This window comes from Winogradskyella sp. UBA3174, from assembly GCF_002364335.1.
Lineage (GTDB): Bacteria > Bacteroidota > Bacteroidia > Flavobacteriales > Flavobacteriaceae > Winogradskyella.
In genome coordinates this window covers 90,008-116,592 of the sequence record NZ_DEXW01000039.1, presented here as the reverse complement: position 1 = coordinate 116,592, position 26,585 = coordinate 90,008, and the positions used below count along the sequence as shown (strand labels likewise).

Sequence of the window (26,585 nt, the reverse complement as noted above, 5' to 3'; positions counted from 1 at the left end):
TTTATGTACATAAAAAAGATTCTTTGGGCAATAGCAATAATAGGTCTCATTATATTTGGACTAGTTGCATACTACATATATAGTGCAATGTTTCAGCCTAACACAAAATTTAGCACAGAAGCCGAATATATTTATGTACCAACTGATGCTACATATTCTCAAGTTAGAAATCAGTTACTACCTTTATTAGACGATATAAATACTTTTGATGCTTTAGCGAGGCAAAAAAAATATACTTCATACATAAAAGCTGGGCGTTTTGCAATCTCTGAAGGAATGAATAATAATGAGATTATTAATTCTATAAGAAGTAAAAATCTACCATTTAAAATAGCTTTTAATAACCAAAATAGTTTACAAGATTTAGCAGGTAGAATAAGCAAGCAGATTGAAGTCGATAGTTTAGAGTTATATAAAGCAATGACTGATGATGACTTTTTGAATGAAAACGGATTCTCAAAAGCAACTTCACTTGGTATGTATTTGCCAAATAGTTATGAGTTTTTCTGGAACACTTCAGCTAAAGATTTTAGAGGTAAGATGCTTAAAGAATACAATCGTTTTTGGACAGAAGCGAGGAAAGAACAAGCAAAAAAACTTAATTTGTCACAGAATGACATAATGACATTAGCATCAATTGTCTATGAGGAATCTAAGCAAGCCGATGAGCAACCAAGAGTTGCAGGTGTTTATTTAAATAGGTTGCGAATTGGCATGCCGTTACAAGCAGATCCGACTTTAAAATTTGCAGCGTACCAATTGCCACAATATAAAAATACAGTTATTAGACGTGTATTAAATATTCATAAAGACATAAAGTCGCCGTACAATACATATAAAAATGCAGGTTTACCACCTGGTCTTATTGCTATGCCAGATATCTCTGCTATTAAAGCTGTTTTGAGTCCAGAAAAGCACAGTTACCTTTATTTTGCAGCAGATTCTAAGCGCATAGGTTATCATAAGTTTGCTAAAAGTTTAGCACAACATAATAATAATGCACGCGAGTACCAACGCTATTTATCGTCTCAAGGCATTAATAAATAAGACGTGAAGCTTTTACATTACAATAGTATTATTTTTCTTCTTTTACTAAGTAGTGCGCTCTTTTCTCAATCTCATTTAAGTCAGTTTTTAAAACCAAGTGATTCTTTAAATAAACAAAGAAGAAACACAGTTGTAATATCTGAAGCTTCATTGGCAACACTAACGTTAGTTGGTTTAAACCAATTATGGTATACAGATTATCCGAGATCTTCATTTAAAACTATAAATGATAGTAATGAATGGTTGCAAATGGATAAGTTAGGGCATGTGTTTTCCTCATACCAATTAGGCAGGGTTGGAGCAAATACCTTAAACTGGGCAGGAGTTAGTAAAAAAAACCAACTATTATACGGTTCTACATTAGGGTTGGGCTTTTTAACTGCCATAGAGGTGATGGATGGTTTTTCTGAAGAATGGGGATTTTCATGGTCAGATATGGCTGCAAATATTGCTGGTACAGGATTGTATGTTGGGCAAGAATTATTATGGAAAGAACAGAGGGTTCTGTTAAAGTATTCATTTCATAGAACTCGTTTTGCAGAGCAACGTCCAGATATATTAGGAAGCGGAATATTTGAAGAGTTTCTAAAAGACTATAATGGACAAACTTATTGGTTGAGTGCTAATATTAATTCATTCTTAAAAACAGATGGTATTCCAAATTGGTTAAATCTTGCATTTGGTTATGGAGCAGATGGTATGCTAACAGGTGACCCTAATGATCTATTATTTTTAAATCAGAATAGAACACGCCAATATTACCTCAGTTTGGATATTGATTTAAGCCAAATTAAGACAAACTCTCACATTCTTAAAACCATTTTTGACGTTTTAAACGTTATTAAGATACCTTTTCCTACGCTAGAGCTAAATAGCAATGGTCGGGTAAAGATGCATTATATCTACTTTTAAGTTAATTTTTTAACACTTAATCGATTGGTTTTCAATAGTTGTGAAAAAGGCTTATATTTGCACGCGAATTTAGTAAGGTACTTTGGGGAAAGTATTTTACGCTAAAAATTAGCTAATATGAATAAGCATAGTTTTAAAAATTTCTTAATACCCTTTACAATTTGTGTACTAGTGGCTTTGGCTTTGTATCCAGATTCTCAGTTAAATCCCGATCAGTATTCTACAGAGGGATTAGAATTAAATTATCATACGTCAGGAGATATAGCAATGACTTCTCAAGAGGAGGTTATTCAGTACAATATGTTTACACCTCACTTAGGTAAGTCTTTCGAAGGCTTTAAAGAAGCTTTGGCTTTTAAAGAGTCTAGAGGTGATTATTTTACAGTGAACACATTGGGTTATTTAGGGAAGTATCAATTTGGTACTGAAACTCTAAAACTTATCGGTATATATCATCCAAATAAATTTTTATATAATCCAGAATTGCAAGAAAAAGCATTTGTTGCTAACGCAGAACGTAATAAATGGGTTTTAAGAAAAGATATAAAACGATTTGAAGGCAAATTAATAGGTGGTGTTAAAGTATCCGAATCTGGTATACTAGCTGCAGCACACTTAGCAGGACCAGGTAGTGTTAAGAAGTTTTTACGTAGTTATGGAGGTCAAAATTTCTCAGACGCTTATGGATCTTCTGTTAAGTATTATATGAAAAAGTTTTCTGGTTATGATACATCATTTATTACACCAGATAAGAAAGCAAGAGTTACATTATAAAGATTTAATCTTTCTGAATTATAAAAATAGAAGGCCTTTTATGAAGGTCTTCTTTGTTTTTAAGCCAATCTTGAGCTGGCTTCGTTTTTATAAACTCTGTAGGCAAAGTTAGGTCGCAAGCTACACATAGACGCGTATTAGGTTGAAGAGTACTTGCCAAATCTTCAAGCATCTTCATATTTCTGTAAGGTGTCTCTATAAAAATTTGCGCTTGATGGTTTTCAAACGACAAACGCTCTAAAGCTTTAAGTTTAGATTTTCGCTCACTTTTATCTATTGGTAAATACCCATTAAATGTGAAACCTTGACCATTCATGCCAGATGCCATTAATGCTAGTAAAATTGAAGAAGGTCCAACAAGAGGAATCACTCTAATATCCATTTGATGAGCCAGACTTACAATATCAGATCCAGGATCTGCAATGGCAGGACAACCTGCTTCTGACAACAAACCAATAGAAGTGCCCTCTTGGCAAGCGTTAAGAAATGTGTTTTTTTCTGCTTCGGAGGTGTATTTATTTAAAACTTGAAGATTTAATGATGGCTGAGACTTATTAGGTGATACACGTTTAATAAATCGTCGTGCTGTTTTTTCGTTCTCAACAATATAATCGTCTATATTTTCAATTATCTTTTTAATAGAAATTGGTAAAACCTCGAGTGGTGGATTATCCCCTAATCGTGTAGGTATTAAATAGAGTTTCCCTTTGGAATTCATTAATTTATAATAAGTTTCTGAGTACTACTTTCTCCGTCTATACGTTTCATTTTTAACATGTAAACACCTTTTGATAAGTCTGAAACTTTTACATTCTGAACGGTTTGGCCATTTCTAGAAATCGTTTTTACAGCTTTTCCTTGAAGATTATATATAATAATAGTTTCAATTGAAGTATTTGACTTAGAAAAATCAAGATGTAACTCATCGTTTGCTGGGTTAGGAAAAATAGATACGACATTAAGTTCATTTTCAGTTATACTTAAAGTGCTGTCATTTATTTTGAAAATATTCCCTGAAAGACTAGAGACGTATAATTCGCCATTAATATCTTCACCAAATGCTACCCAAGATCCTGAAAAGTTTTCAGATGTTTCATTCCAACTGCCATTTTCAAATTTTAAATAGCTAATGTTTTGTGTACAAAGGTCTGCATACAAATAGGCACCTTCTAGATTGGGATATGCTGTCCCTCTATATCTATAGCCACCAGTTATAGAGCATCCTCCTCCTGAATGGTTGTATTCAAAAACAGGAAAAACTAGCGTATTTTGAGCCGGACATTCAGCAGTGCTAAATTGCGCTCCTTCAATATTACCTTCATAACATCTCCAACCATAATTTAAACCTCCAGGATCTTCTGTTGATAATGTAAGATTAATTTCTTCTCTTGCGCTCTGGCCAACGTCTGCAATCCATAAATCATTAGTAGAACGATCAAAAGAAAATTTCCATGCATTTCGTAGACCATAAGCCCATATTTCGTCATTTGCACTTGCGTTACCTATAAACGGATTGTCAGCAGGAATTGCATAAGGAGCCGCAGATGTTGAATTGTTGACATCAATCCTTAATAATTTGCCTAACATGCTAGTAAGATTCTGAGATCTGTTCTGTGGATCGTTACCAGAACCACCATCACCTGACGAAATGTATAGATAGCCATCCGATCCAAAAGCTAATTCGCCACCATTGTGGTTTGAAAATGGTTGGCTATAATCTAAAATGATGAGTTCTGAATTTGCATCAGCTAAGGAGGGGTTTGTTCCATTTCTAGAAAATCTTGAAATAACGGTATTTCCTGAATTATTAATATAATTAACAAAAAAGTGACCATTAGTAGCGTAGTCTGGGTGAAAGGCTAAGCCTAATAAGCCTTGTTCGTTGCCTGTGCTTCTAACGCGACTATCTATATCTAAAAAAGGTGGACTTTCTATTGTACCGTTTGCATTTATTATTTTAATGAGCCCGTCTTGTTCAGCAACAAAAAGTCTATCGTCGCCAGCATGTTTAATATTAACGGGTCTATCTAAGTTGTTGGCAAATAATTCTAATTCTAAGTCTTGAGCATAAAATAAAGACATAAACAATAGGCAAATAGGTAGTGTGATAGATTTCATAATCCGAGCATTTATTTATGGCTAAGTTACAAAAAATGATAATAATTATAAGATTTACTATATAATAGTAAATCTTATAAAGCTTTAGCAATCGTATTGCAGGTATCGTTTATTGTATTAAAGACGTTTACAAAATCGTCTACATCTCCATAGTAAGGATCTAAAACATTTTTATTAGATACCTTTTGGTTTTCTTCAAGGAATAATTTCACTTTTTTGATATCGTCTTTAGATCTTGCTAGAGCTATAATATTGGTGTAATTAGATTGATCCATAGCATATATAATGTCAAACGTATCAAAATCAGAAATTTTAAATTGTTTCGCTCTTTGCATACTTATATCTATGCCGTTAGATTTAGCAACTGATATAGAGCGGGAGTCTGGTTTATTACCAATATGATAAGCTGCAGTGCCAGCAGAATCTATATAAAAGTGTTCTGTATTGAGTTTTGACTCTAATATACCATGAGCTAGAGGTGAACGGCAGATATTACCGAGACACACCATTAAAATACTAGTCATAATTAGTTGTAATTAAAGCGCTAATTTTTTAGAAAGATCTTCAACATATTTTCTAAACTGCTTGTCAGTAGAAGATAGGTTGTTTACCGTTTTACATGCGTGTAATACCGTAGCATGGTCACGTTGACCTATTTGAGAACCAATACTTGCAAGAGACGCTTTAGTATATTTCTTAGCAAAGAACATAGCTAGTTGCCTTGCTTGTACAATATGCCTTTTTCTTGTCTTAGATTGAAGCGTGCCTACATCCATCTGAAAATAGTCTGAAACTACTTTTTGAATGTAATCTATAGAAACCTCACGTTTTGTATTCTTAACAAACTTATCTACAATATCTTTAGCTAAGCCTAAAGTTATTTCTTTTTTATTAAAAGAGGATTGTGCTATTAAAGATATAATGGCACCTTCTAGCTCTCTAACATTAGACTTAATATGCTTTGCAACATATTCTATAATGTCTTCTGGCATCTCAACACCATCTCTGTAAAGTTTATTCTTAAGTATAGAAACCCTAGTTTCAAAATCTGGTGTTTGTAATTCTGCAGATAATCCCCATTTAAAACGCGATAATAAGCGTTGCTCAATATCTTGCATATCAACTGGTGCTTTATCACTCGTTAATATAACTTGTTTTCCATTTTGATGTAAATGATTAAAAATATGGAAGAATACATCTTGTGTTCCTGATTTGCCAGATAAAAATTGAACATCGTCTATAATTAGAACATCTATAATTTGATAGAAATGTATAAAATCATTTCTATTATTTTTTTTAACTGAATCTATATATTGTTGTGTGAATTTTTCAGCCGAAATATATAAAACGGTTTTTTCCGGATATTTGTCTTTTATGTCAACACCAATGGCATGTGCTAAATGTGTTTTTCCTAAGCCAACACCACCAAAAATTAAAAGTGGATTAAATGAGGTGCCTCCAGGCTTGTTAGCTACTGCAATACCTGCATTTCTTGCTAATCTGTTTGAATCTCCTTCTAAGAAGTTCTCAAAACTATAACTTGGGTTAAGCTGAGACTCAATCTTTACATTTCTAATACCAGGAATTATGAAAGGATTCCTTAATTCAGGACTTTTATTATTAAAAGGAACGTCGACGTCTTGAGATTTTAATGCTGATCTATTTGCACTTGGAATTTTCTCTGTAAATGGTTGTTTATTACCATAAGTGTTTTCCATTCTAATAACATAGACTAACTTAGCGTCTTCGCCTAATTCTTTAGTAAGTGAAACCTTAAGGATTTTAACATAGTGCTCTTCTAACCATTCATAGAAAAATTTACTAGGCACTTGTATGCTCAAAGCATTAGAAGAAAGTTTAACAGCTACTATTGGTTCAAACCAAGTTTTGTAAGCTTGTGGTTGTATATTGTCTTTTATAAATGCAAGACAATTAACCCAAACAGATTGCGCTGTTACCTCCATACTTTAAGTTAATTTTAATTGGTTAGTTAGATAGCTAAATAAAAATAAGAAAGGATTTTCCTATTCGTTTTTCAACATGGCAAATATGTGAACAAAATTCTTAATAAAAAAATCTATTAATGTAGAATTTATAGAATTTTTTTCTCATGTTTAATCCCACTTTAAAATTACGCATTTTTATTAAACTAACTTTAAATATATGAAATTTAACGAAACTAAAATAAGGGTACGATATGGAGAGACCGATCAAATGGGTGTTGTCTACCATGCTAATTATGCAATTTATTTTGAAGTAGGTAGGACAGAATGGCTAAGAGAGTACGGTCTAAGTTACAGTGGTATGGAAGCAGATGGTATTATGTTGCCGGTGATTTCATTAGCTATAAATTACAAAAGTTCAGCACGTTATGATGATGTGCTTAAAGTAAAAACAATACTCAAAAAAATGCCAACAGCATCTATAGAGTTCGAATATGAACTATTTACAGAATCTGATGTCTTACTCGCAACAGGTAATACAATTCTCGCATTTATAGACACCGAAAGAAATAGGCCTACACGATGTCCTAAATATCTTTTAGATAAACTGCAAGATTATTCGTTATAATTCATTTATTTCTACACCAAAGAAATCATTAAAAAGTTTTAATATTTTAGAACTGTTGCTTTTTCTGACAGATATTTCTAACAAACAATTAAGTTCTAAGGTTTGATTTGTTATTTCTACCTGATTTTCTTTGAGTAATCGCATTACTTTACTCATGTTTTTATATTCAAATTTCAGTAAAAAAGATGTGTTAATTGTTTTTTCTATGATAAGAGAAGCTTCTAATGCTAATTGCGCACCAGTTCTATAAGCATTTATAAGTCCACCAACTCCTAATTTCACACCTCCATAGTAGCGAATAACAACTATTAATATATTGGTGACTTTAAAAGATTGAATTTGACCATAGATTGGCATTCCAGCAGAATTGTTGGGTTCGCCATCGTCATTAGCTCTATATTTAGTCTTATTAATGCCTATTTGGTATGCGTAGCAACAATGTCGCGCAGAATAATGCTCTTTTTTTAAAGCGGCTATGTTTTCTTTAACCTGTTCTTCGTTGGTTACTGGGAATGTGTACCCATAGAATTTACTATTCTTGTCTTTGAAAAGTTCGCCAATAGCAGGTTTAGAAATTGTTTTATATGTATCCGTTATTTCCATTACGTAAGTGTCACTAGGATAATTGAAATAATAGCTATAAGAATACCAATCCAGTTGTTTCTCGAAATCTGTTCTTTAAAGAATAGTAAACCTATTAATGTAGATATAGCTACAATTGCCACATTATTGATCGTAAATAATGAAGAACTTTCAATCCCATCAACCCTAAGTGCTTTCAAAAGAAAATAGATAGAGCAATAATTAACAATACCTAGAGTAAAACCTAAAGGAATACTTTTAACTTTAAAACGACTTTTTTGTTTAATTGATTTAAAGCCTATGATGCTAAAGCCAATAATCCCTGCTATGGCAAAGATCGTTGCAGAAAATAGTGGAATGTCGTCATCTGGTGCAAAATGGTTTATGGATGTGTCTATAATACCAGATCCAAAAAACAATATAATAGGAAGGTAAATTGATTTAGTTAAAACAGTATCCTCTTTTGGCTTTATTGAAGTTAAATACACAGCGATAAGCGCTAGAAGTATGCCAATGATTTTTTGAAAACCGATACTTTCGTTGTAGATATAAATACCAAATATAACAGGAATAATAACACTCATTTTACTAGCTACAGAAGCCACTGAAAGACCATTTTTTTGCGCTGTTAGTGCCATAACATTAAATATGGCAATAAACAAAAAACCTAATCCAATAGCTGCAGGGAACCATTTAGCTCCAAAAACTTCAGAAATATTAATATCTTTATCATATAAAATTACTCCACAGGTACATGCTGTAACATAGTTGACAACAATAGCTTGTAGTGTGTTTATATTGTATCTATCAAAGAGTTTAAATAGTACAAAGATTAAAGTAGAAGATGCTATACTGAGCAGTAAGTAAATCAAAAGAGTTCTTTTTTAATTTTAAATAGATTAATAACATCTTCTTTAGTTTCGTCTATATTCCAAACGTTGAAGCCTAATTGTCCTGCGGTTTCTGTATTCTCCTTAGTGTCATCTATAAACAAACATTCCTTAGGGTCTATATCATTTTCGTTTAGGATAAACTCAAAAATAGTTGCATTAGGTTTTCTTAAGTGCGTTTTTTGAGATAAGTAAAAGACATCAAAACAGTTTTTAAATTCGTTGTAAAATGAAACATTCTCTTTTATAAAATCAATATGCATATCATTAGTGTTGCTTAGCAGAATTAGTTTGAATTCTTTTTTTTTAGCAAGGTCTTTAATGAAGTCTAATCGGTATTTAGGAAAGTCTCTAATAATGAAGTTCCAAGCATTAATAATAGTAGTTTTATTTAAATGTGGAAACTTAGATTTATAAAATTGAATAAATTCGGAAGTTGAAATTTCACCAATTTCATATTTAATATTAGTAGCAATCATAGCATCATCAAACGTCTCTAAATCAAAAAGGTCTAAGGCATTTTTCATAGCACCTTGTTTGTCTAAATTGATGAAGACATCTCCAAAATCGAAAATGAGTGTTTTAATCTTTTGCATAAATCTTTAATAAATCATTTTGAAGTTTAGATTCAGATATGAGCATTCCTTTTAATTCTGGTGCTTTTATTCCGTCGTTAAATTCACTATTTCCAATAAAAACTCTAGCTTCATTCCAAAGCCCTTCACTTATAAAAGTTTGAAGTGTTTGTGCTCCTCCTTCTATAATTATAGAATTTATGTTTCTATTGTATAACAAATCACAAATTTGTAATGCTATCGGTTGTTCATAGTCAATATTAGTGTTTGTAATCCTAATCGTTTCAGCTTTATTATTAAAGGCATTAAGTTCTGTAGTTAGCTTTGATGTTCTGTCTAAAACAATTCTTATAGGATTCGATCCTGTCCAATCTCTAACGGTTAAACTTGGGTTGTCTTCTATAGCTGTATTAGTTCCTACTAAAATGGCTTGTTCTTCTGTGCGCCATTTATGTACTAGTTGTCTAGAATAGGTATTTGTAATCCAAACAGGTTCTTGTTTGTTTTTAGATTTCGGAGCAATAAAACCATCGCTAGTTTCAGCCCATTTCAATATGACATAAGGACGCTTTTTATTATGAAACGTAAAAAAACGTTTATGATGTGTTTTGCATTCATTCTCTAAAACACCAACAGTAACTTTGCAGCCTGAAGCTTTGAGCTTTGCAATCCCTTTGCCAGCAATTTCAGGATTGTCGTCAACACAACCGATGACTACTTTAGGAATTTTATGTTTAACAATAAGATCGCTGCATGGTGGAGTTTTACCAAAATGACTACAGGGTTCTAGTGTAACGTATAACGTGCATTTTGCTAATACTGCTTTATTTGTAACTGAGTTAATAGCATTAACCTCTGCGTGATTACCTCCATAAGGACTAGTAAACCCCTCACTAATAATTTTATCATCAAAAACTACAACCGCTCCTACCATAGGGTTTGGTCGTGTTGTACCTAATCCGTTTTTGGCAATTTGCAAACAGCGTTTTATATAGATCTCGTGTTTTTGCAATCTAAAATTTAATTTTTACTTCTTGAGTTTCATCTACAGTATATGTTGAAGAGTAGCCTAAAACTTTATATTTAATATCACCTTTGTATTGCACTTTTAATCTCTGAGAAATTAAACCACTTAACAAACCACCGAGACTTTTCTTGTCGATAAGACTCTCAGTTGCTACAGCTACGGTTAGTGGAATAGTAAAATTCTTTTTTCTAGGCACATCGAATTCATCGGAAACAATAGTAGCGACTTCTGTGTCGTTGATGTAAACTTTAATGTCGTCTGTTTTTAAAGTGCCACCAACATCATTTTTATTCAGAAATAAGGCATCTGCACTCAGGGTTATATTTTTAGAGTTAGAGTCGATAACTTTGATATTATCAAGTCTAACAAACTCTGGTTGCTCGGTTATAGAACAGTTGAAAACTAGTGTAAAAGTCAGCAAAAACATTAAGAGTCTTTTAAACATAAAAGTGTTTTTATATGTATCTTCAAACCGAAAATAATTCAGTATTAAAATTATAAATTAAGTGCGTAAAGATACTATTGTTATTCGAGAAATTGAACGCGAAGATAATCCTAAAATAGCAAAAGCCATTCGTTCTGTTTTAATAGAAATGGGAGTGCCTAAGGTTGGTACCGCTTATGAGGATGAAGCTTTAGATTGTATGACAGAAACTTACGACTCACATCTTAAGGCCTATTTTGTTGTTGAAGATGGAGGTGAAATTATAGGAGGCGCAGGAATTTCACCTTTAGATAATTACGAAGGTAATGTGTGCGAATTACAGAAAATGTATTTTATGTCTGAAGCAAGAGGTAGAGGTATAGGAAGTAAAATGATGGCTAGATGTATCGATTTTGCGAAGCAGTCTGGTTTCGATCACTGTTATTTAGAAACGATGCCTTATATGGATGACGCCAGGAAGTTATATAGAAAAGTAGGATTTAAATCTATTGATAAGCCTATGGGAAATACAGGTCATTATTCGTGTACTGTTTGGATGCTTAAAGATTTATAAGGTGTTATTAAAAGACTTAAAAGAAATATATCATAAACAATTAGATGTTATTTACGGAAAAGAAGAAGTCGGTAGTTTCTTTTTTCTCTGCATTGAACATTATCTCAATTTGCCTCGTTTTCAACTGGCATTACAGCCACAATTTACTATTGTTAAATCTGAGACTGATATGTTTTTTAAAGTGCTAGAGGATTTAAAGCAGCAAAAACCAATACAATATATATTAGGTGAAACAGAATTTTTCGGATTACCGTTTAAAGTGAATAAACATGTTCTTGTACCAAGGCCAGAAACTGAAGAACTCGTAACACTCATTCTTCAAAATATTAATAAACAAAAAAACTCTAAAGCGATTAAGGTTCTTGACATTGGTACAGGTTCTGGTTGTATAGCTATCTCTCTTGCAAAAAAATCACCAAATACTTCAGTATTTGCCTTAGATGTTAGTAAAGAGGCCATAGAAATCGCCAAACAAAACGCTAAACTCAATAACGTTGAAATTACTTTTATTGAGGCAGACATATTAAGCGAAACAACTTGGGATTTGGAATTTAAAGATTTAGAATTTGACATTATAGTGTCAAATCCACCTTATGTAAGAGATTTAGAAAAAGAAGAAATAAATCCAAATGTTTTAAACAACGAACCGCATTTAGCTTTGTTTGTAAAAGATGAAAACCCGCTATTGTTTTATAGAGCCATTACTAGTTTTGCTAAAAATAATTTGAAACAAAATGGTCAACTTTATTTTGAAATTAACCAGTATCTTGGTGAAGAAACAAAACAAGTTTTAATAGACGCTAATTTTATGGACATAGAATTGTTGAAGGATTTAAACGGTAATGACAGAATGTTAAAGGGAATTAAAAAATAGTATGAAAAGTATATCTGTATTTTGTGGCAGTAGTGAAGGTAATGATCCAATTATAATAGAAGAATCTTATCGTTTAGGTCAGATTTTTGTAGAGCGAAGCATTACTCTAGTCTATGGTGGTTCTAAAATAGGTATTATGGGAAAAGTTGCTCAAGCCGTTATTGATGGAAAAGGTGAAACTATAGGAGTAATTCCAAACTTTTTAAAAACTAAAGAAATTGTAAACACAGAATTAACTGAACTTATTGTAACAGAAAACATGCACGATCGCAAAGTGATTATGTACGATAAAAGTGATGGTTTTATAATTATACCAGGTGGTTTTGGTACTATGGATGAGTTTTTTGAAATCACAACTTGGGGACAACTAGGTTTACATACTAAACCCATAGGGGTTTTAAATACTAATGGTTATTATGACCCCTTAGTTGCGCAATGTAAAATGATGGTAGAACGCGGCTTTCTAAAACAAGAAAATCTAGATGCTGTTGTTGTAGATAACACTATTGAAGGCTTACTAGACAAAATGAATAATTATATACCATTACTAGCACCAAAATGGTTGAATAAAGAAGGTCTATAAATAATGAACACACAACAAAAAATAGATGCCCTAAGGGACGAACTTCGTCGACACAACTACAATTACTATATTCTAGACAATGCTAGTATTAGTGATTACGACTTCGATATAAAACTAAAAGAACTTCTAGCTCTAGAAGAAGCACATCCTGAGTTTTTTGATGCAAATTCTCCAACTTTACGTGTTGGTGGTGCCATTACTAAAAATTTTCAAACTGTGGTTCATGACCATAGGATGTATTCCTTAGATAACTCGTACTCTAAAGAAGACTTAATGGATTGGGAAACCAGAATAAAAAAAATGGTAGATGGAGATGTTCAGTATACTTGTGAGCTTAAATACGATGGAGCGTCGATTAGCCTCACTTACGAAAACGGACAACTTTTAAAAGCAGTCACACGAGGAGACGGTATGCAGGGCGATAATGTTACTGCAAATATAAAAACCATTAAGACTGTTCCTTTACAGTTACAAGGGGATTATCCAGAAAAATTTGATATAAGAGGAGAGATTGTTTTGCCTTTTAAGGGTTTCATTAAAATGAATGAAGAGCGGCTAGAAGCAGGTGAGGAGGCTTATAGAAACCCAAGAAATACAGCGTCAGGAAGTTTAAAACTACAAGATAGTTCGGAAGTAGCGAAACGTCCTTTAGAATGTTTGCTATATAATATTACAGGAACAAATCTTGGTATTACAACACAATTTGAAAGTTTAAAAAAAGCACGTCAAATGGGGTTTAAAGTGCCTGGTGCTGCAAAATTAGCAAACTCAATAGATGAGGTTCTCGAGTTTATTAATCATTGGAATATAGAAAGGCACAACTTACCTTATGAAACCGATGGAGTCGTTGTAAAAGTTAACAACCTTTACCAACAAGATGAATTAGGGTTTACAGCAAAAGCACCACGTTGGGCTATGGCCTATAAGTTTAAAGCAGAGCAAGTGTCTACGAGACTGAATGAAATCACCTACCAAGTTGGTCGTACTGGAGCAATTACACCTGTTGCCAATTTAGAACCTGTACAATTGGCAGGTACTACTGTGAAACGTGCGTCTTTACATAATGCAGATCAGATTAAGAAATTAGATATTAGAGAAGGTGATGAGGTCTTTGTTGAAAAGGGTGGAGAGATTATTCCGAAGATTATAGCTGTAGATTTTGCTAAACGATTAGAAAATTCGAAGCCTACGGATTATATTACAAACTGTCCAGAATGTGACACTCAGTTAGAGCGTATAGAAGGAGAGGCTAAACATTATTGTCCTAATTATAAAGGTTGTCCTCCTCAAGTTATTGGTAGAATTCAACATTATATATCTAGAAAAGCGATGGATATAGAAGGTTTAGGTGGCGAGACTGTTGCACTTTTAGTAAAAGGAGGCTTGATAACAAATTATTCAGATTTATATGAATTAACTACTGAGCAGGTTATTCCTTTAGAACGCATGGCAGAAAAGAGTGCAGAGAATTTAATTAATGGAGTAGAAGCATCAAAACAAATTCCTTTTGAGCGTGTTTTATTTGGTTTAGGTATTCGTTATGTTGGTGAAACTGTAGCTAAGAAGCTAGCTAAACATTTCAAGTCTATAGATGCTTTAATGTTCGCTTCAATTTTAGATTTGGTGACTGTAGATGAAATAGGTGAGCGAATTGCTGAAAGTGTTGTGGAGTTTTTCTCGTCCGAAGATAATAGACAAAGTATAGAGCGTTTAAAATCTTTTAATGTTCAATTAGAAGTATCTGCAGATAAATTAGCGAACCAAACAGAAAAGCTAAAAGGGCAAATTTTTGTAGTTTCTGGTGTGTTTGAAAGTGTATCTAGAGTTGAACTTAAAAAACTCATAGAAGATAATGGGGGAAAAGTGTCTTCTTCAATCTCATCTAAGACTAGTTTTTTGGTTGCTGGGGATAAAATGGGGCCGAGCAAACTAAAAAAAGCAGAAAATTTAAATATTCCCATCCTTTCGGAACAAGCGTTTTTAAACGAATTGAAATAAATTCTTACAATAAAAAGCTATTTTTACCGATAAAATGTAATTTTTTATCGTTTAATTGTAATTTTTCGCTATATTTGTTTTTCTAAAGGGATTAATCAATGTTATTAAATAAAATCTTAAAAGTAGTATTATTGCTTTTGGGTGGGATTTTCATTACACTTCGAGGTTTTGATTTTGAAGTTGAAGGAGCTGCTGTGAGTGCATTAATGCTTGTGCTACTTACAATTGTATATTGTAAGTGGACGGAAAATAAAGTCAAATATTTCTTTTGGTTCTTAGTAACTTTTACTTTGGGTCATGTACTGAGTTATTCAACTTGGTTTTTGCCAGAGATACAAGAGGGCCAAATAGATTATTACTACTATGTAGCAAATATATTATTTATAATATCTTATTTGTTTCTTATAACTAGGATGGTCTCAGAATTAAAATTTAAAGACATATTTTCTGAATTAGCTATACCTATTATCGTTCTGGTTGTACTAGACGTGTTTTGCGTTATATTAGTGACTGATACCGTAGAAAAAGCCTTTTCAATTTATGAATATGCCTTAGAGTTCACCTATAATGCAGTTATAATGGCTCTATTGTCCGTAGCCTTAATTAATTACATGTATAGAAACGATAACAAATCAATGTTAATGCTTTTAGGGTCTATCTGTATTGTGTTTTCTGAAATCATTCAATTGGCTTATTATTATATTTTAGATGATAGTAATTTAGTATTTATTTTTTCATTCTTTTTAGTAGTGGCATTTGTGCTTTTCTATTTGCAATCACAATTGACTTTCACTGGTCCTGAGCCAGCATTTACTGATGAGCAATTAGAAGAAATCTAATCTTTTATATTCATAAGCGGTATATGTTTTCTTTGCGAGTATATAATAATTGCACTTAGTATAAATGTTGCAATAGCCGTATAAAACAAAACACCATCATCTCCTCTTACTTCTATACCTAATTGCGTTAAATGCATCATTATAGCACCACTCATTAAACCAAGGGCTAAACCAGCTCCTATCCAAATTGTTTTAGGTATTAATAAAAGTATACCAGCCATAAGTTCTAGGATGCCAAGACCAATTCTGCCAAATGGCTCTAAGCCAATAGTTTCAAAAATATAAACACTGTCTTCGTGACCTGTAAATTTAAATCGTAAAGTTTGAATTAATATAACAGCTACAGCTATTCTGAGTACTAAAATGATTTTATTCGATTTCATAAGTATTAAGATTGTTTAGTTATGGATTAAGACGTCTATACTAAACTAACTTAAATAATATCTTAAATAATTATTGTAGCACCTTCTGATTTGGTTTCTTTATCAGATTCAAAATAAAAGTCAACTTTTCCTAAGTACAAGCCATAAGCACCGACTTGATTTACAAGCACATTTTTTCCTATACTGTTTTTTTCAATAGTCGGTTTTGGTAAAAACGTATGGGTATGTCCGCCAATTATTAGATCTATATCTTTTGTAGCTTTTGCTAGACTTAAATCACATACACGATCAGGACTATTTTTATAGTAATATCCAATATGGGATAAGCAAATTACTAAATCACAATTTTGCTCTTCTTTTAAGATTCTAGACATGTCTTGAGCAATTTCAATCGGATAATTATAAACAGTTTCTTTATACATGTTTTTGTCAACTAATCCGTCCAGTTGAACACCTAGGCCAAATACGCCTATTTTAATCCCATTCTTTACAAAGATTTTATACGGTTTTACATGCGTGTCCATAACTGTATTAGAAAAATCGTAATTAGCAGAAACAAAGTCAAAATTTGCATGTGGTAGTTGTTTATAAAGACCATTTATGCCATTATCAAAATCATGATTACCAATGGTGGCTAAATCATATTTTAACATGCTCATTAATTTAAACTCTAGTTCACCTCCGTAGTAGTTAAAATAAGGTGTTCCTTGAAAAATATCACCAGCATCTAGTAATAACGTATTCGGGTTTTCTTTTCTAATAGATTCAACTAAAGTTGCACGTCTAGCGACACCACCTTTATTGGCGTTTCTAGCGTCCTCTGGTCCAAACGGATCAATATGACTATGAACATCGTTAGTATGTAAAATGGTGATTTTTTTTGTTTTAGATGTATTAAAAGATTGCAAACCTAACCCGCTAACACCAACTAATGCAGTGGCTGCAGTAGATTGTTGTATAAATTGTCTTCTTTTCATGGCTTAGTTATTAAGTTTAATAAAACGATTATCAATTTGAGGTTTTAAAGTATCTGTCTTTTTAAAATAATCTATTAAGACATTTCTTATTTTATAATCTAGCACATAAAGACTATCATTTGGGTGAAAAAAGTCCATTCTGTCTCCTCCATTATATAGATAGTCATTGGTAGCTACATAATAGGTTTTGTTTGTTTCTATTTTTTTATCACTTATTGTTGCTGATTTAACAGCATTGTCATCAGTGAGCGTTAATTGAAACTGTTTAGAAACTGGGTGGGCGCGTTTTGCAGCAGCTAAATATTGAGTCAATTCTTGTACTTGTTTGCCTTTTAATGCGACTACGACTACAGAATTATCAAAAGGCATAACTTCGTATGCAGTTCTTGAAGTGATATTCCCTTTAGATATTATAGACCTAATGCCTCCATGATTAAGAAGGACAAAATCAATATTTTCTCCAGTTCGTTTATTAAAAACAGTATTGCTTTCGCTGTAAACCGCATCAGCCATTAAATTACCTATAGCAGTGTTTAATTCTCCATCACTTTTAGAATACGTCTCTGGTGCAAAAGAAATAATACTGTCTAGATTTTTATTAACCTGTTCTCGGTAGGGTTTAATAAAATCTTCAATTTCTTGATTTTCTAAAAGACTCTCATCGATATCAATTCTTTTTCCTTCTATCTTTGTAATATTAGAATTCTCATTACAAGACACAATAAGAAGGATGAAACAGAGTTTAAAAATATGTTTAATAGTCATTGAATAACTTATATTTTGTTAACTAATAATTTAGGAGTGCTTTTGTTAAATTTGTACAAAGTCTAAAGGTAAATGATTTTAAAAGTATTCAAAGAAAAATCAAATCAAAAGTATGTAAACAAATTGTTGGCGGCACGCAAAGCAGCAGTTAGCAATGATAAGGTTAAGACCATAGCTGTTTTACTGAATGTTGATGAATTTGATAATTTTGATGAGTTTAGAAGTTATTTTAAAGATTTAAAGCTCTCATCACCTAAACATAAAATCATTGCTTTTACTACTGATGATAAGTTTGCTGATAGTAAATGGGAAATTTATATAAGTCCAAAAGATTTTGGTTGGAAAGGCAAGATAAATAATGTAGATCTAAAAGCTTTTTTAGAAGAAGATTATGATGTTTTAATAAGCTATTACAAAAAGGAATCATTACACTTAAATTTAATAACAGCATCATCTAAAGCTAATTTAAAAGTTGGTTTATCTAGAGTTGACGAGCGTTTATATGATTTAATAATTGATATAAAGCCAAGTAACATTGGAGTATTTAAAAAAGAATTCAAAAAATATTTAAACATCCTAAATAAATTATAATGGCCAAATTTATAGGTACAGGTGTGGCATTAATTACACCTTTTAAAGCTGATTTAAGCATTGATTTTGATGCATTAGAGAGATTAGTTGAACATAATATTACAAATGGCACGGAGTATTTGGTAATAAGTGGCACTACAGGTGAGAGTGTTACAGTTACTATGGATGAGAAAAAGGAATTAGTCAAATTTATAGCTCGTGTAAATAAGGGAAGACTACCTTTAGTTCTTGGTATTGGCGGTAATAATACAAAAGCTGTTATAGACGAGTTAACAACGTCGGATATATCATTAATAGACGCTATACTATCTGTGTCGCCATATTATAGCAAGCCCACTCAAGAAGGTGTTTATCAGCATTTTAAAGCCGTTTCAAAAGTATCGAGTAAGCCAATTATACTTTATAATGTCCCAGGAAGAACGGGTTCGAATATACTTCCAGAAACTATTGTGAGATTAGCCAAAGATTTTGATAATATAATTGCAGTTAAAGAAGCAGCTGGTATAATGAGTCAATATTTAGAGTTACTCAGAACAAAACCTAAAAATTTTCATATTATTTCTGGTGATGATGATTTAGCCTTAAGTGTCGCTTTGGCTGGAGGTTCTGGTGTTATCTCCGTAATAGGGCAGGCGCTTACAAAAGATTTTACAGATATGATAAGATTAGGTATAGCAAAAGAAGCGGATAAAGCTTATGCTATTCAGTTTCAATTAATGCCGATTATAGGTATGATATTCTCTGAAAATAATCCAGCAGGTATAAAGGCTGTTTTAGATTTATTGAATATATCTAAGTCTCACGTAAGATTACCTTTAGTAGAAGCAACAGATAAACTCAAGAAAACTTTAAAAGAAGCGTTAAGTAGCTTAGGTAAAAGTTAAACTTAATTTAAATTTTTAAATGCAATAAAAACTAGGCATACTTTAGCATATAATTTTTGTTTTTAAAATCCGTTAATAATGCATACTTTTGCATTCTGTTTAAAATTTATGAAGAAAGGACTTTACATACTATTAATAAGCATTATAATGATATCGTGCAGCGATTTTCAAAAGACGTTAAAGGCTGAAGATACTGCTGAGAAGTTTAAACTGGGTTTAGAATTATTTGAAGCTGGTAAATGGAATAAGGCACACCGCCTGTTCACTCAAATCCTTTCTAATTATAGAGGGAAGCCACAAGCAGAAAAATTAACATTTATGCATGCCATGTGTTCCTATAAAATGGAAGATTATTACATTGCAAGTTATCATTTTAATAGATTTGTTGGTAGTTACCAAAACAGCGAAAAATTACAAGAAGCTGCATTTTTAGAGGCTAAAGGGTATTATTTTTTATCTCCTATTTATTCTAAAGAACAAAAAGAAACCATAGAAGCAATTGAAAAATTACAACTATTTGTTAATGCCTATCCCAATTCTGAATTTTTATCAGAAGCTAATACTTTGGTTAAAGAATTAGATTATAAATTAGAAAAAAAGGCTTTTGAGATTGCTAAACAATACGACATTATAAAAGATTACAAAGCTTCTGTAAATTCATTTAATAACTTTTTGTTTAACTTTCCAGGTACAGTGCTCAGAGAAGACGCTTTGTATTATAGATTAGATGCAGAATATAATCTTGCAATGAAAAGTATTATTGAGTTACAACAAGAAAGAATTAATACTTCAATTAATTATTACAATACATTTAAGAAATCTTTTCCAGATTCCGAGTATATGGAAGAAGCAACTAGGAAAATTGAAGAAATAAAAGAATTAAAAAACACTTTTAATATTAAAAGTTAATTATGACAAAAATGGATTTAAAAAAGACTGATGCTCCTGTAAGTTCTATTACTTACAATAGAAACGAAATTGATGCTCCTACAGATAATATCTATGAAGCTATTTCTGTTATAGCAAAACGTGCTGAACAAATTAATACAGATATTAGACGTGAGTTAATTGACAAGCTTGAAGAGTTTGCAACTTACAATGATAGTTTAGAAGAGATTTTTGAAAACAAAGAACAAATTGAAGTTTCTAAGTTTTACGAAAAGTTGCCAAAGCCACATGCTTTAGCAGTTAAAGAATGGTTGGATGATAAAATCTACCATAGAAATACTGAGGACACTCAACAATAAATAAGCCTTAGATGTCTATTCTAAAGGACAAAAATATTTTATTAGGCATTACTGCTGGTATTGCCGCATATAAATCGGCCAGTCTAGTCCGATTATTCATAAAAGCAGGCGCTAACGTAAAAGTCGTTATGACGCCTGCTTCTAAAGAATTCATAACTCCACTCACACTTTCTACATTATCTAAAAACCCTGTATATTCTGCTTTTGTAGATGAGGCAGATGATAACCAAGTTTGGAACAACCATGTTGAATTAGGCCTATGGGCTAATCTGTTTGTTATAGCACCGGCTACTGCAAATACAATGGCAAAGATGGCTAATGGTGTCTGTGACAACATTCTTTTAGCGACATATCTTTCTGCTAAATGCGATGTGTATTTTGCGCCAGCAATGGATTTGGATATGTATAAGCATGAATCTACTAAAGCTTCATTCGAAAAACTCAACGCATTTGGTAATAAACTAATTCCGGCAGGAACGGGTGAATTAGCAAGTGGTCTAGTTGGTGAAGGACGTATGGCAGAACCCGAAGACATTGTAGATTTTATTGAGAAAGATATATTAAATCAATTACCACTAAATGGGAAACGTATTTTAATAACAGCAGGTCCAACTTACGAGGCTTTAGATCCAGTACGTTTTATAGGGAATCATTCTAGTGGAAAAATGGGTTTTGAGATTGCAAATGCTGCTGCTAATCTAGGAGCTGAAGTAATTTTAGTAACAGGGCCTACGCATCAGAAATTAAGGCATAGTATGGTTGCTATTAAACCTGTTGTAAGTGCAGATGATATGTATAATGAAGTGCATAAGCACTATGGAACTACTGATATTGCTATTTTATGTGCAGCTGTTGCAGATTACAGACCAAAAAATATTGCCAATCAGAAAATAAAAAAGAAAGATTCTACGTTTAGTTTAGAGTTAGAGAAAACTAAAGATATTTTAAAATCTTTAGGTGAAATTAAATCTACTCAGTTCTTAGTCGGGTTTGCATTAGAGACTAACAATGAGTTAGAGCACGCTAAAGGGAAACTTAAGGCTAAAAATTTAGACTTAATAGTTCTAAATTCTTTGCAAGATAAAGGTGCAGGTTTTGGTGGGTCCACAAATAAAGTTACATTTATAACGCATTCTAACGCTATTATAGAACATAAGCTTAAATCTAAAGCAGAAGTTGCAAAAGATTTAATGCAACAAATAATTAAACAACTACATGCGTAAACTCATAGTTTTACTTGTCCTATTTATAACATCAATTTCTTTTTCGCAAGAATTAAATTGTACAGTTACAGTAGTAGCGCAACAAACAGGTAATGACAATAATGTTGTCTTTAAAACTTTAGAAAAGCAATTAACGGAATTCATTAATAATACAAAATGGACTAACAAAACCTTTAGTCAGCAAGAACGCATCATTTCTAATATGGTTATTAACGTAACTAATTACGATAATGATAATTTTTCAGCAACCATACAAGTAGCATCTTCTAGGCCAGTTTTTAATTCTACCTATAGCTCACCGACGTATTTTTTTAATGATAAAAATTTCAACTTTAAATATTTAGAATTTCAAAACTTAGTATACAACGAAATTCAGTTTGAGTCTAACCTTATTTCTGTTTTAAGTTTTCATGTATATATGATATTGGGTATGGATGCAGATAGTTTTACCTTAAATGGTGGTTTAGATTATTTTAAGCAAGCACAAACTATTTCTAATTACTCACAACAACTAAGTGGTCAAGGATGGAAATTAGAAGACGGCTTACAATCGCGCTTTGCATTTATTGATAACCTTTTATCTCCTACATTTAAAGAAGTGAGAGCTACAATGTACAATTACCATAGAGATGGATTAGATATTATGAATGAAGACCCTAAAAAAGGGAAAGCACAAATAATATCAGCTATAACAGCACTTCAAAAAGTACATAGCAGACGGCCTAATTCTTTTGTAATGCGTGTCTTTTTTGATACCAAAGCAAATGAAGTCATGGATATTCTTTCTGGTGGTCCAAGCGTTAATATAACAGAGGCTGTAGATGCCTTAAATAGAATTGCTCCGATGCATTCTCAAAAATGGAGAAATATTAAGTTTTAATTTTTTCAGTAACACTTCATATATAAAACTATAATCGTTTAATTTTGTAGTATAAACTAACTAAATTTTGCTCACCACATTATACATAAATAATTACGCGCTTATAGACGAGTTAAACGTAAAGTTTAATAATGGCTTAACTATAATTACAGGAGAGACAGGTGCTGGTAAATCTATACTCCTCGGTGGTTTATCTTTAGTTTTAGGTAAACGTGCAGACATAAGTCAGGTTAAAAATACAGACAAAAAATGTATTATTGAGGCTGGTTTTGATATTTCTAACTACAATTTAAAAGATTTATTTAAGCGGTTAGATTTAGATTACGATGTGCAAACCATAATTAGAAGAGAAATTCTTCCATCAGGTAAGTCTAGAGCTTTTATAAACGATACACCTGTAACATTAGAGAATCTTTCGGGTTTAAGTAATCATTTAATAGATATTCATTCTCAGCACCAAACATTGCAACTAACACAAGATAATTATCAGTTTCAGGTTATAGACGCTTTGGCTGATAATACATTGAATTTAAATAACTTCACTAAGCAGCTTATCATTTACAAGTCGCTTCAAAAATCTATTGAAGAATTGAAAAATTCTAAAGCCGAAATGGTTAAGGAATACGACTACAACCTGTTTTTATTAAACGAATTATCTGAAATCAATTTTGATAAAATTAATATCGAAAACTTAGAAACGCAATACGAAGAATTAAGTAATGTCGAAGTTATAGGTGAGAAGCTTGGAAGTGTAAAGGCTATTTTAAATTCTGAAAATTTAGGTGTCGCAGATCAAATAAATGCTATTAAACAAGAACTGTCTAAAATTTCAGGTTTTGGAAAAGCTTATGAAGCTTTAAGAGAACGCATCACGAGCGTAAGTATAGAATTAGAGGATATCTTAGTTGAGTTAGATAATCTCGAAGATAATTTAATAACAGAACCAGCAGAGTTAGAGAAGATAAGTAATACACTCCAAATAGTGAATAGTTTGTTGCAAAAACACGCAGTAGCAGATGTTAATGAATTAATTGAAATTAAAACAAGCTTGCAATCTAAAATTGACAATACAGAAAATTTAGACGTATCTATAGATAAACAAGAGAAAGCAATACTAAAACAAACAGACGTCCTAAACGATTTAGCGAATAAAATTTATAAAAAACGAAAGACTGTTATTCCAAAATTTATATCAAAATTAGAAGCTATGTTAAGTGATTTGGGAATGCCAAATGCTAAATTTAAGATAGAATTAGAGCGCACAGATCATTTTGTATTTAATGGAAAAGACACCTTGCAATTTTTATTTACAGCAAACAAAGGCACTAGTTTTAACGAATTAAAAAAAGCAGCTTCAGGTGGAGAGTTATCTCGAATAATGTTGGCTATAAAATCAATACTAGCAGAATACATTCAACTACCTTCTATAATGTTCGATGAGATTGACACTGGTGTTTCTGGTGAGATTTCAAACAAAATGGGAGATATAATGAAGCAAATGAGTTCTAAAATGCAAGTCTTTAGTATTACGCATTTGCCACAAATAGCCGCTAAAGGGGATTCTCATTTTAAAGTTTTTAAGACCGATGTAGATGAGGTTACACATACCAATCTTAAAAAATTAGATAACGATGAACGTGTGGTAGAAATTGCACAAATGCTAGGTGGACTTAGTATAACAGAATCTGCAATGGCGCACGCCAAGCAATTATTGAATTAATAGTATATTTACAACTACAAACTGACTAAACAATTATAGATATTATGTACAACTTACTTAAAGGAAAAAAAGGAATCATATTCGGAGCTTTAGACGAAAACTCTATTGCATGGAAAACTGCAATGCGTGTACACGAAGAAGGTGGTACGTTTGTATTAACAAATGCACCTGTTGCCATGAGAATGGGACAAATAAATGAGTTAGCAGAAAAGACTGGTTCTCAAATTATTCCTGCAGATGCAACCTCAGTAGAAGATTTACAAAACCTGGTAGAGCAATCTATGGAAATCTTAGGAGGTAAATTAGATTTTGTTTTACATTCTATAGGGATGTCTATAAATGTTAGAAAAGGAAAACATTATACAGACCAAAATTATGCTTGGACACAAAAGGGAACAGACGTTTCTGCACTATCTTTTCACAAAACAATGCAAACACTATATAAAGCAGATGCTATGAACGAATGGGGAAGTATTGTAGCGCTAACATATATGGCTGCACAACGCGTGTTTCCAGATTATAATGACATGGCAGACAATAAGGCCTATCTAGAAAGTATTGCACGTAGTTTTGGGTATTTCTTTGGCAGAGATAAAAAAGTAAGAGTAAATACAATTTCGCAATCACCAACACCAACAACAGCAGGTAGTGGAGTAAAAGGTTTTGATGGTTTTATTGCTTACGCAGAGAAAATGTCACCACTTGGTAACGCAACAGCACTAGACTGTGCTAATTACACCGTATCCTTATTTAGCGATTTAACCAAACGTGTTACGCTCCAAAATCTTTATAACGATGGTGGTTTTAGTAATATGGGAGTTAGTGATGCTGTGATGGATACGTTTGTAGATAATCAATAGTAATACACATATAATGGGTTTAAAGAAGTGTTTTTTAATTGCGATGCTTTTATCATTAATTGGTTGTGACAATAGTAAATCGACTAAAGATAAAAATTCAACTATACGTGTTAAGGTAGCTGATGAGAAGAAGCCTCTTTTTACGATGTTAAGTCCAGAAGAAACAGGTATCGCTTTTATTAATAAAAACATAGAAAATGACAGATATAATTTCTATAAGTATGAATATTTCTACAATGGAGGCGGTGTAGCAGTAGCTGATTTTAATAATGACGGCTTACAAGATGTTTATTTTACTGCAAACATGGGATTAAACAAATTGTATTTAAATAAAGGAAACTTACAATTTGAAGATATAACTAAAACAGCTAACATAAATTCTAAAGAACGCGATTGGTGTACAGGAGTAACTATAGTAGATATTAATAATGATGGCTGGCAAGACATATTAGTTTCTAGATCTGGTTGGTTTAAAGGTGAAGAAAAAAAATTACTTAGAAATTTGCTATTTGTTAATAATGGTGATTTAACCTTTACAGAGAGAGGTTTAGAGTATGGTTTTGAAGATTTATCACCAACAACACAAATTACTTTTTTCGATGCAGATAACGATGGCGACCTTGATGCTTACCAAATAAATCATCCAACAATTTTTAAAACTTTTAATCAATATTCTGATGGAAAAATTAAAAAAATAAATTCACCAGAGCATGACTATAGCGACATATTTTATATAAATAATAACGGAAAATATATAGATAAAACTAAATCTTATGGATTGGAAAATTCTGGACATGGTTTAGGTGTAATCACATCAGATTTTAATAACGATGGTTGGCAAGACTTTTATGTTTCTAATGATTATCTAGAACCAGATTATATATATATGAACCAAAAAAACGGAACTTTTAAAAACGAGATGTTATCTGCATTTAAGCACATATCAAAGTTTAGTATGGGAGTTGATGTTGCAGATATTAATAATGATGGTTTTCAAGATATTTTTAATGTAGAAATGTTAGCAAAAGACAACTTTTCTAAAAAGGCAAGCATGGCACCAATGGATGTTAAATCGTATTGGACTTTCGTCGAAGAAGGATATCATTATCAAGATATGCATAATAGTTTACAATTAAATAATGGTAATGGTACTTTTAGTGAAATTGCATGGTTAGCCAATGTTGCTGAAACAGATTGGTCATGGTGTCCTCTTTTTGCAGATTTTGATAATGACGGATATAAAGATTTATTTATATCTAATGGTTAT

30 protein-coding genes are annotated in these 26,585 nt (G+C 32.0%); 18 read left to right on the top strand and 12 right to left on the bottom strand.

Annotated elements, in window-relative coordinates:
- Positions 1-3 precede the first annotated feature (3 nt).
- From mltG to B2U95_RS06375, 3 genes are all read left to right on the top strand, one after another.
- Entirely contained in the window at positions 4-1,047 is a 1,044-nt protein-coding gene (mltG, locus tag B2U95_RS06385; protein WP_296313925.1) for an endolytic transglycosylase MltG, read from the top strand.
- A gap of 3 nt (positions 1,048-1,050) precedes the next feature.
- Complete coding sequence (locus tag B2U95_RS06380; RefSeq protein WP_296313923.1) at positions 1,051-1,959, top strand: DUF2279 domain-containing protein; 909 nt, start codon at positions 1,051-1,053, stop codon at positions 1,957-1,959.
- Positions 1,960-2,076: 117 nt separating this feature from the next.
- On the top strand, positions 2,077-2,733 hold the full coding sequence (locus B2U95_RS06375) for a peptidoglycan-binding protein LysM (RefSeq protein ID WP_296313921.1): 657 nt from the start codon (positions 2,077-2,079) through the stop codon (positions 2,731-2,733).
- Positions 2,734-2,737: 4 nt separating this feature from the next.
- Here B2U95_RS06375 and B2U95_RS06370 read toward each other — a convergent pair whose 3' ends face one another.
- The 4 genes from B2U95_RS06370 to dnaA all read right to left on the bottom strand — a co-directional run bounded on the left by B2U95_RS06370 (position 2,738) and on the right by dnaA (position 6,815).
- Complete coding sequence (locus tag B2U95_RS06370; protein WP_296313920.1) at positions 2,738-3,451, bottom strand: SAM-dependent methyltransferase; 714 nt, start codon at positions 3,449-3,451, stop codon at positions 2,738-2,740.
- Positions 3,451-4,851, bottom strand: coding sequence for a PQQ-dependent sugar dehydrogenase (locus B2U95_RS06365; RefSeq protein ID WP_296313917.1), 1,401 nt, complete (start codon positions 4,849-4,851; stop codon positions 3,451-3,453). Before B2U95_RS06365 ends, B2U95_RS06370 begins: the two co-directional genes overlap by 1 nt.
- A 74-nt stretch (positions 4,852-4,925) precedes the next feature.
- A complete protein-coding gene (locus tag B2U95_RS06360; RefSeq protein WP_296313916.1) occupies positions 4,926-5,375 on the bottom strand; it encodes a low molecular weight protein-tyrosine-phosphatase in 450 nt (149 codons plus the stop codon).
- Positions 5,376-5,387: 12 nt separating this feature from the next.
- On the bottom strand, positions 5,388-6,815 hold the full coding sequence (gene dnaA / locus B2U95_RS06355; protein ID WP_296313913.1) for a chromosomal replication initiator protein DnaA: 1,428 nt from the start codon (positions 6,813-6,815) through the stop codon (positions 5,388-5,390).
- Between the two features lie 199 nt (positions 6,816-7,014).
- Here dnaA and B2U95_RS06350 point away from each other — a divergent pair, with 199 nt between their 5' ends.
- Positions 7,015-7,422 carry an acyl-CoA thioesterase gene (locus tag B2U95_RS06350; RefSeq protein ID WP_296313911.1) on the top strand — a complete coding sequence of 136 codons (408 nt, stop codon included), beginning with the start codon at positions 7,015-7,017 and terminating at the stop codon, positions 7,420-7,422.
- Here the strand turns inward: B2U95_RS06350 and B2U95_RS06345 are convergent.
- From B2U95_RS06345 to B2U95_RS06325, 5 genes are read right to left on the bottom strand one after another with little or no spacing between them, the layout of a single operon-like run.
- Entirely contained in the window at positions 7,417-8,025 is a 609-nt protein-coding gene (locus B2U95_RS06345) for an IMPACT family protein (RefSeq protein WP_296313909.1), read from the bottom strand. The genes B2U95_RS06350 and B2U95_RS06345 overlap by 6 nt on opposite strands.
- Complete coding sequence (locus tag B2U95_RS06340; RefSeq protein WP_296313906.1) at positions 8,025-8,876, bottom strand: EamA family transporter; 852 nt, start codon at positions 8,874-8,876, stop codon at positions 8,025-8,027. Before B2U95_RS06340 ends, B2U95_RS06345 begins: the two co-directional genes overlap by 1 nt.
- The gene (locus B2U95_RS06335) at positions 8,873-9,490 is read right to left on the bottom strand and encodes an HAD-IA family hydrolase (RefSeq protein WP_296313904.1); all 618 of its coding nucleotides are present in this window, start codon (positions 9,488-9,490) and stop codon (positions 8,873-8,875) included. The genes B2U95_RS06340 and B2U95_RS06335 overlap by 4 nt, the downstream gene beginning before the upstream one ends.
- Positions 9,477-10,481: a bifunctional diaminohydroxyphosphoribosylaminopyrimidine deaminase/5-amino-6-(5-phosphoribosylamino)uracil reductase RibD gene (gene ribD / locus B2U95_RS06330; protein WP_296313903.1), complete on the bottom strand. Its 1,005-nt coding sequence runs from the start codon at positions 10,479-10,481 to the stop codon at positions 9,477-9,479. Before ribD ends, B2U95_RS06335 begins: the two co-directional genes overlap by 14 nt.
- A gap of 1 nt (position 10,482) precedes the next feature.
- Entirely contained in the window at positions 10,483-10,941 is a 459-nt protein-coding gene (locus B2U95_RS06325) for an LEA type 2 family protein (protein ID WP_296313902.1), read from the bottom strand.
- Between the two features lie 61 nt (positions 10,942-11,002).
- Between B2U95_RS06325 and B2U95_RS06320 the strand changes: the two genes are divergently transcribed.
- The 5 genes from B2U95_RS06320 to B2U95_RS06300 all read left to right on the top strand — a co-directional run bounded on the left by B2U95_RS06320 (position 11,003) and on the right by B2U95_RS06300 (position 15,788).
- Positions 11,003-11,494 (top strand): GNAT family N-acetyltransferase, encoded by a 492-nt coding sequence (locus B2U95_RS06320; protein WP_296313901.1) that lies wholly within the window; start codon positions 11,003-11,005, stop codon positions 11,492-11,494.
- Between the two features lies 1 nt (position 11,495).
- Positions 11,496-12,368 (top strand): peptide chain release factor N(5)-glutamine methyltransferase, encoded by an 873-nt coding sequence (gene prmC / locus B2U95_RS06315; protein ID WP_296313899.1) that lies wholly within the window; start codon positions 11,496-11,498, stop codon positions 12,366-12,368.
- 1 nt (position 12,369) lies between these two features.
- Positions 12,370-12,951: a TIGR00730 family Rossman fold protein gene (locus tag B2U95_RS06310; RefSeq protein ID WP_296313897.1), complete on the top strand. Its 582-nt coding sequence runs from the start codon at positions 12,370-12,372 to the stop codon at positions 12,949-12,951.
- Between the two features lie 3 nt (positions 12,952-12,954).
- Positions 12,955-14,949: an NAD-dependent DNA ligase LigA gene (gene ligA / locus B2U95_RS06305; RefSeq protein WP_296313895.1), complete on the top strand. Its 1,995-nt coding sequence runs from the start codon at positions 12,955-12,957 to the stop codon at positions 14,947-14,949.
- A gap of 98 nt (positions 14,950-15,047) precedes the next feature.
- Positions 15,048-15,788 carry a hypothetical protein gene (locus B2U95_RS06300; RefSeq protein ID WP_296313893.1) on the top strand — a complete coding sequence of 247 codons (741 nt, stop codon included), beginning with the start codon at positions 15,048-15,050 and terminating at the stop codon, positions 15,786-15,788.
- On the opposite strand, the gene B2U95_RS06295 is transcribed toward B2U95_RS06300, so the two are convergent.
- From B2U95_RS06295 to B2U95_RS06285, 3 genes are all read right to left on the bottom strand, one after another.
- Entirely contained in the window at positions 15,785-16,171 is a 387-nt protein-coding gene (locus B2U95_RS06295; RefSeq protein ID WP_296313891.1) for a DoxX family membrane protein, read from the bottom strand. The two genes, B2U95_RS06300 and B2U95_RS06295, sit on opposite strands and share 4 nt — an antisense overlap.
- Positions 16,172-16,233: 62 nt before the next feature.
- On the bottom strand, positions 16,234-17,148 hold the full coding sequence (locus B2U95_RS06290) for a bifunctional metallophosphatase/5'-nucleotidase (RefSeq protein ID WP_296313890.1): 915 nt from the start codon (positions 17,146-17,148) through the stop codon (positions 16,234-16,236).
- Positions 17,149-17,151: 3 nt separating this feature from the next.
- Entirely contained in the window at positions 17,152-17,913 is a 762-nt protein-coding gene (locus B2U95_RS06285) for a 5'-nucleotidase C-terminal domain-containing protein (RefSeq protein WP_296313889.1), read from the bottom strand.
- Positions 17,914-17,985: 72 nt separating this feature from the next.
- Between B2U95_RS06285 and B2U95_RS06280 the strand changes: the two genes are divergently transcribed.
- The 9 genes from B2U95_RS06280 to B2U95_RS06240 form a co-directional block, all read left to right on the top strand.
- Entirely contained in the window at positions 17,986-18,504 is a 519-nt protein-coding gene (locus B2U95_RS06280; protein WP_296313888.1) for a DUF6913 domain-containing protein, read from the top strand.
- Positions 18,504-19,388, top strand: a complete 885-nt coding sequence (gene dapA / locus B2U95_RS06275; protein WP_296313887.1) for a 4-hydroxy-tetrahydrodipicolinate synthase — start codon at positions 18,504-18,506, stop codon at positions 19,386-19,388. Before B2U95_RS06280 ends, dapA begins: the two co-directional genes overlap by 1 nt.
- A gap of 108 nt (positions 19,389-19,496) precedes the next feature.
- Positions 19,497-20,297: an outer membrane protein assembly factor BamD gene (locus B2U95_RS06270; protein ID WP_296313885.1), complete on the top strand. Its 801-nt coding sequence runs from the start codon at positions 19,497-19,499 to the stop codon at positions 20,295-20,297.
- A gap of 11 nt (positions 20,298-20,308) precedes the next feature.
- Positions 20,309-20,635, top strand: a complete 327-nt coding sequence (locus B2U95_RS06265) for a DNA-directed RNA polymerase subunit omega (protein ID WP_296313882.1) — start codon at positions 20,309-20,311, stop codon at positions 20,633-20,635.
- An 11-nt stretch (positions 20,636-20,646) separates the two neighbouring features.
- Positions 20,647-21,858, top strand: coding sequence for a bifunctional phosphopantothenoylcysteine decarboxylase/phosphopantothenate--cysteine ligase CoaBC (gene coaBC / locus B2U95_RS06260; RefSeq protein ID WP_296313881.1), 1,212 nt, complete (start codon positions 20,647-20,649; stop codon positions 21,856-21,858).
- Positions 21,851-22,738 (top strand): DUF4835 family protein, encoded by an 888-nt coding sequence (locus tag B2U95_RS06255; protein ID WP_296313879.1) that lies wholly within the window; start codon positions 21,851-21,853, stop codon positions 22,736-22,738. Before coaBC ends, B2U95_RS06255 begins: the two co-directional genes overlap by 8 nt.
- 67 nt (positions 22,739-22,805) lie before the next feature.
- A complete protein-coding gene (recN, locus tag B2U95_RS06250; protein WP_296313877.1) occupies positions 22,806-24,458 on the top strand; it encodes a DNA repair protein RecN in 1,653 nt (550 codons plus the stop codon).
- A 41-nt stretch (positions 24,459-24,499) separates the two neighbouring features.
- Entirely contained in the window at positions 24,500-25,318 is an 819-nt protein-coding gene (locus tag B2U95_RS06245) for an enoyl-ACP reductase FabI (RefSeq protein ID WP_296313964.1), read from the top strand.
- Between the two features lie 13 nt (positions 25,319-25,331).
- Positions 25,332-26,585 (top strand): FG-GAP repeat domain-containing protein (locus tag B2U95_RS06240; protein WP_296313875.1); only part of this gene is annotated, 1,254 nt, incomplete at its 3' end.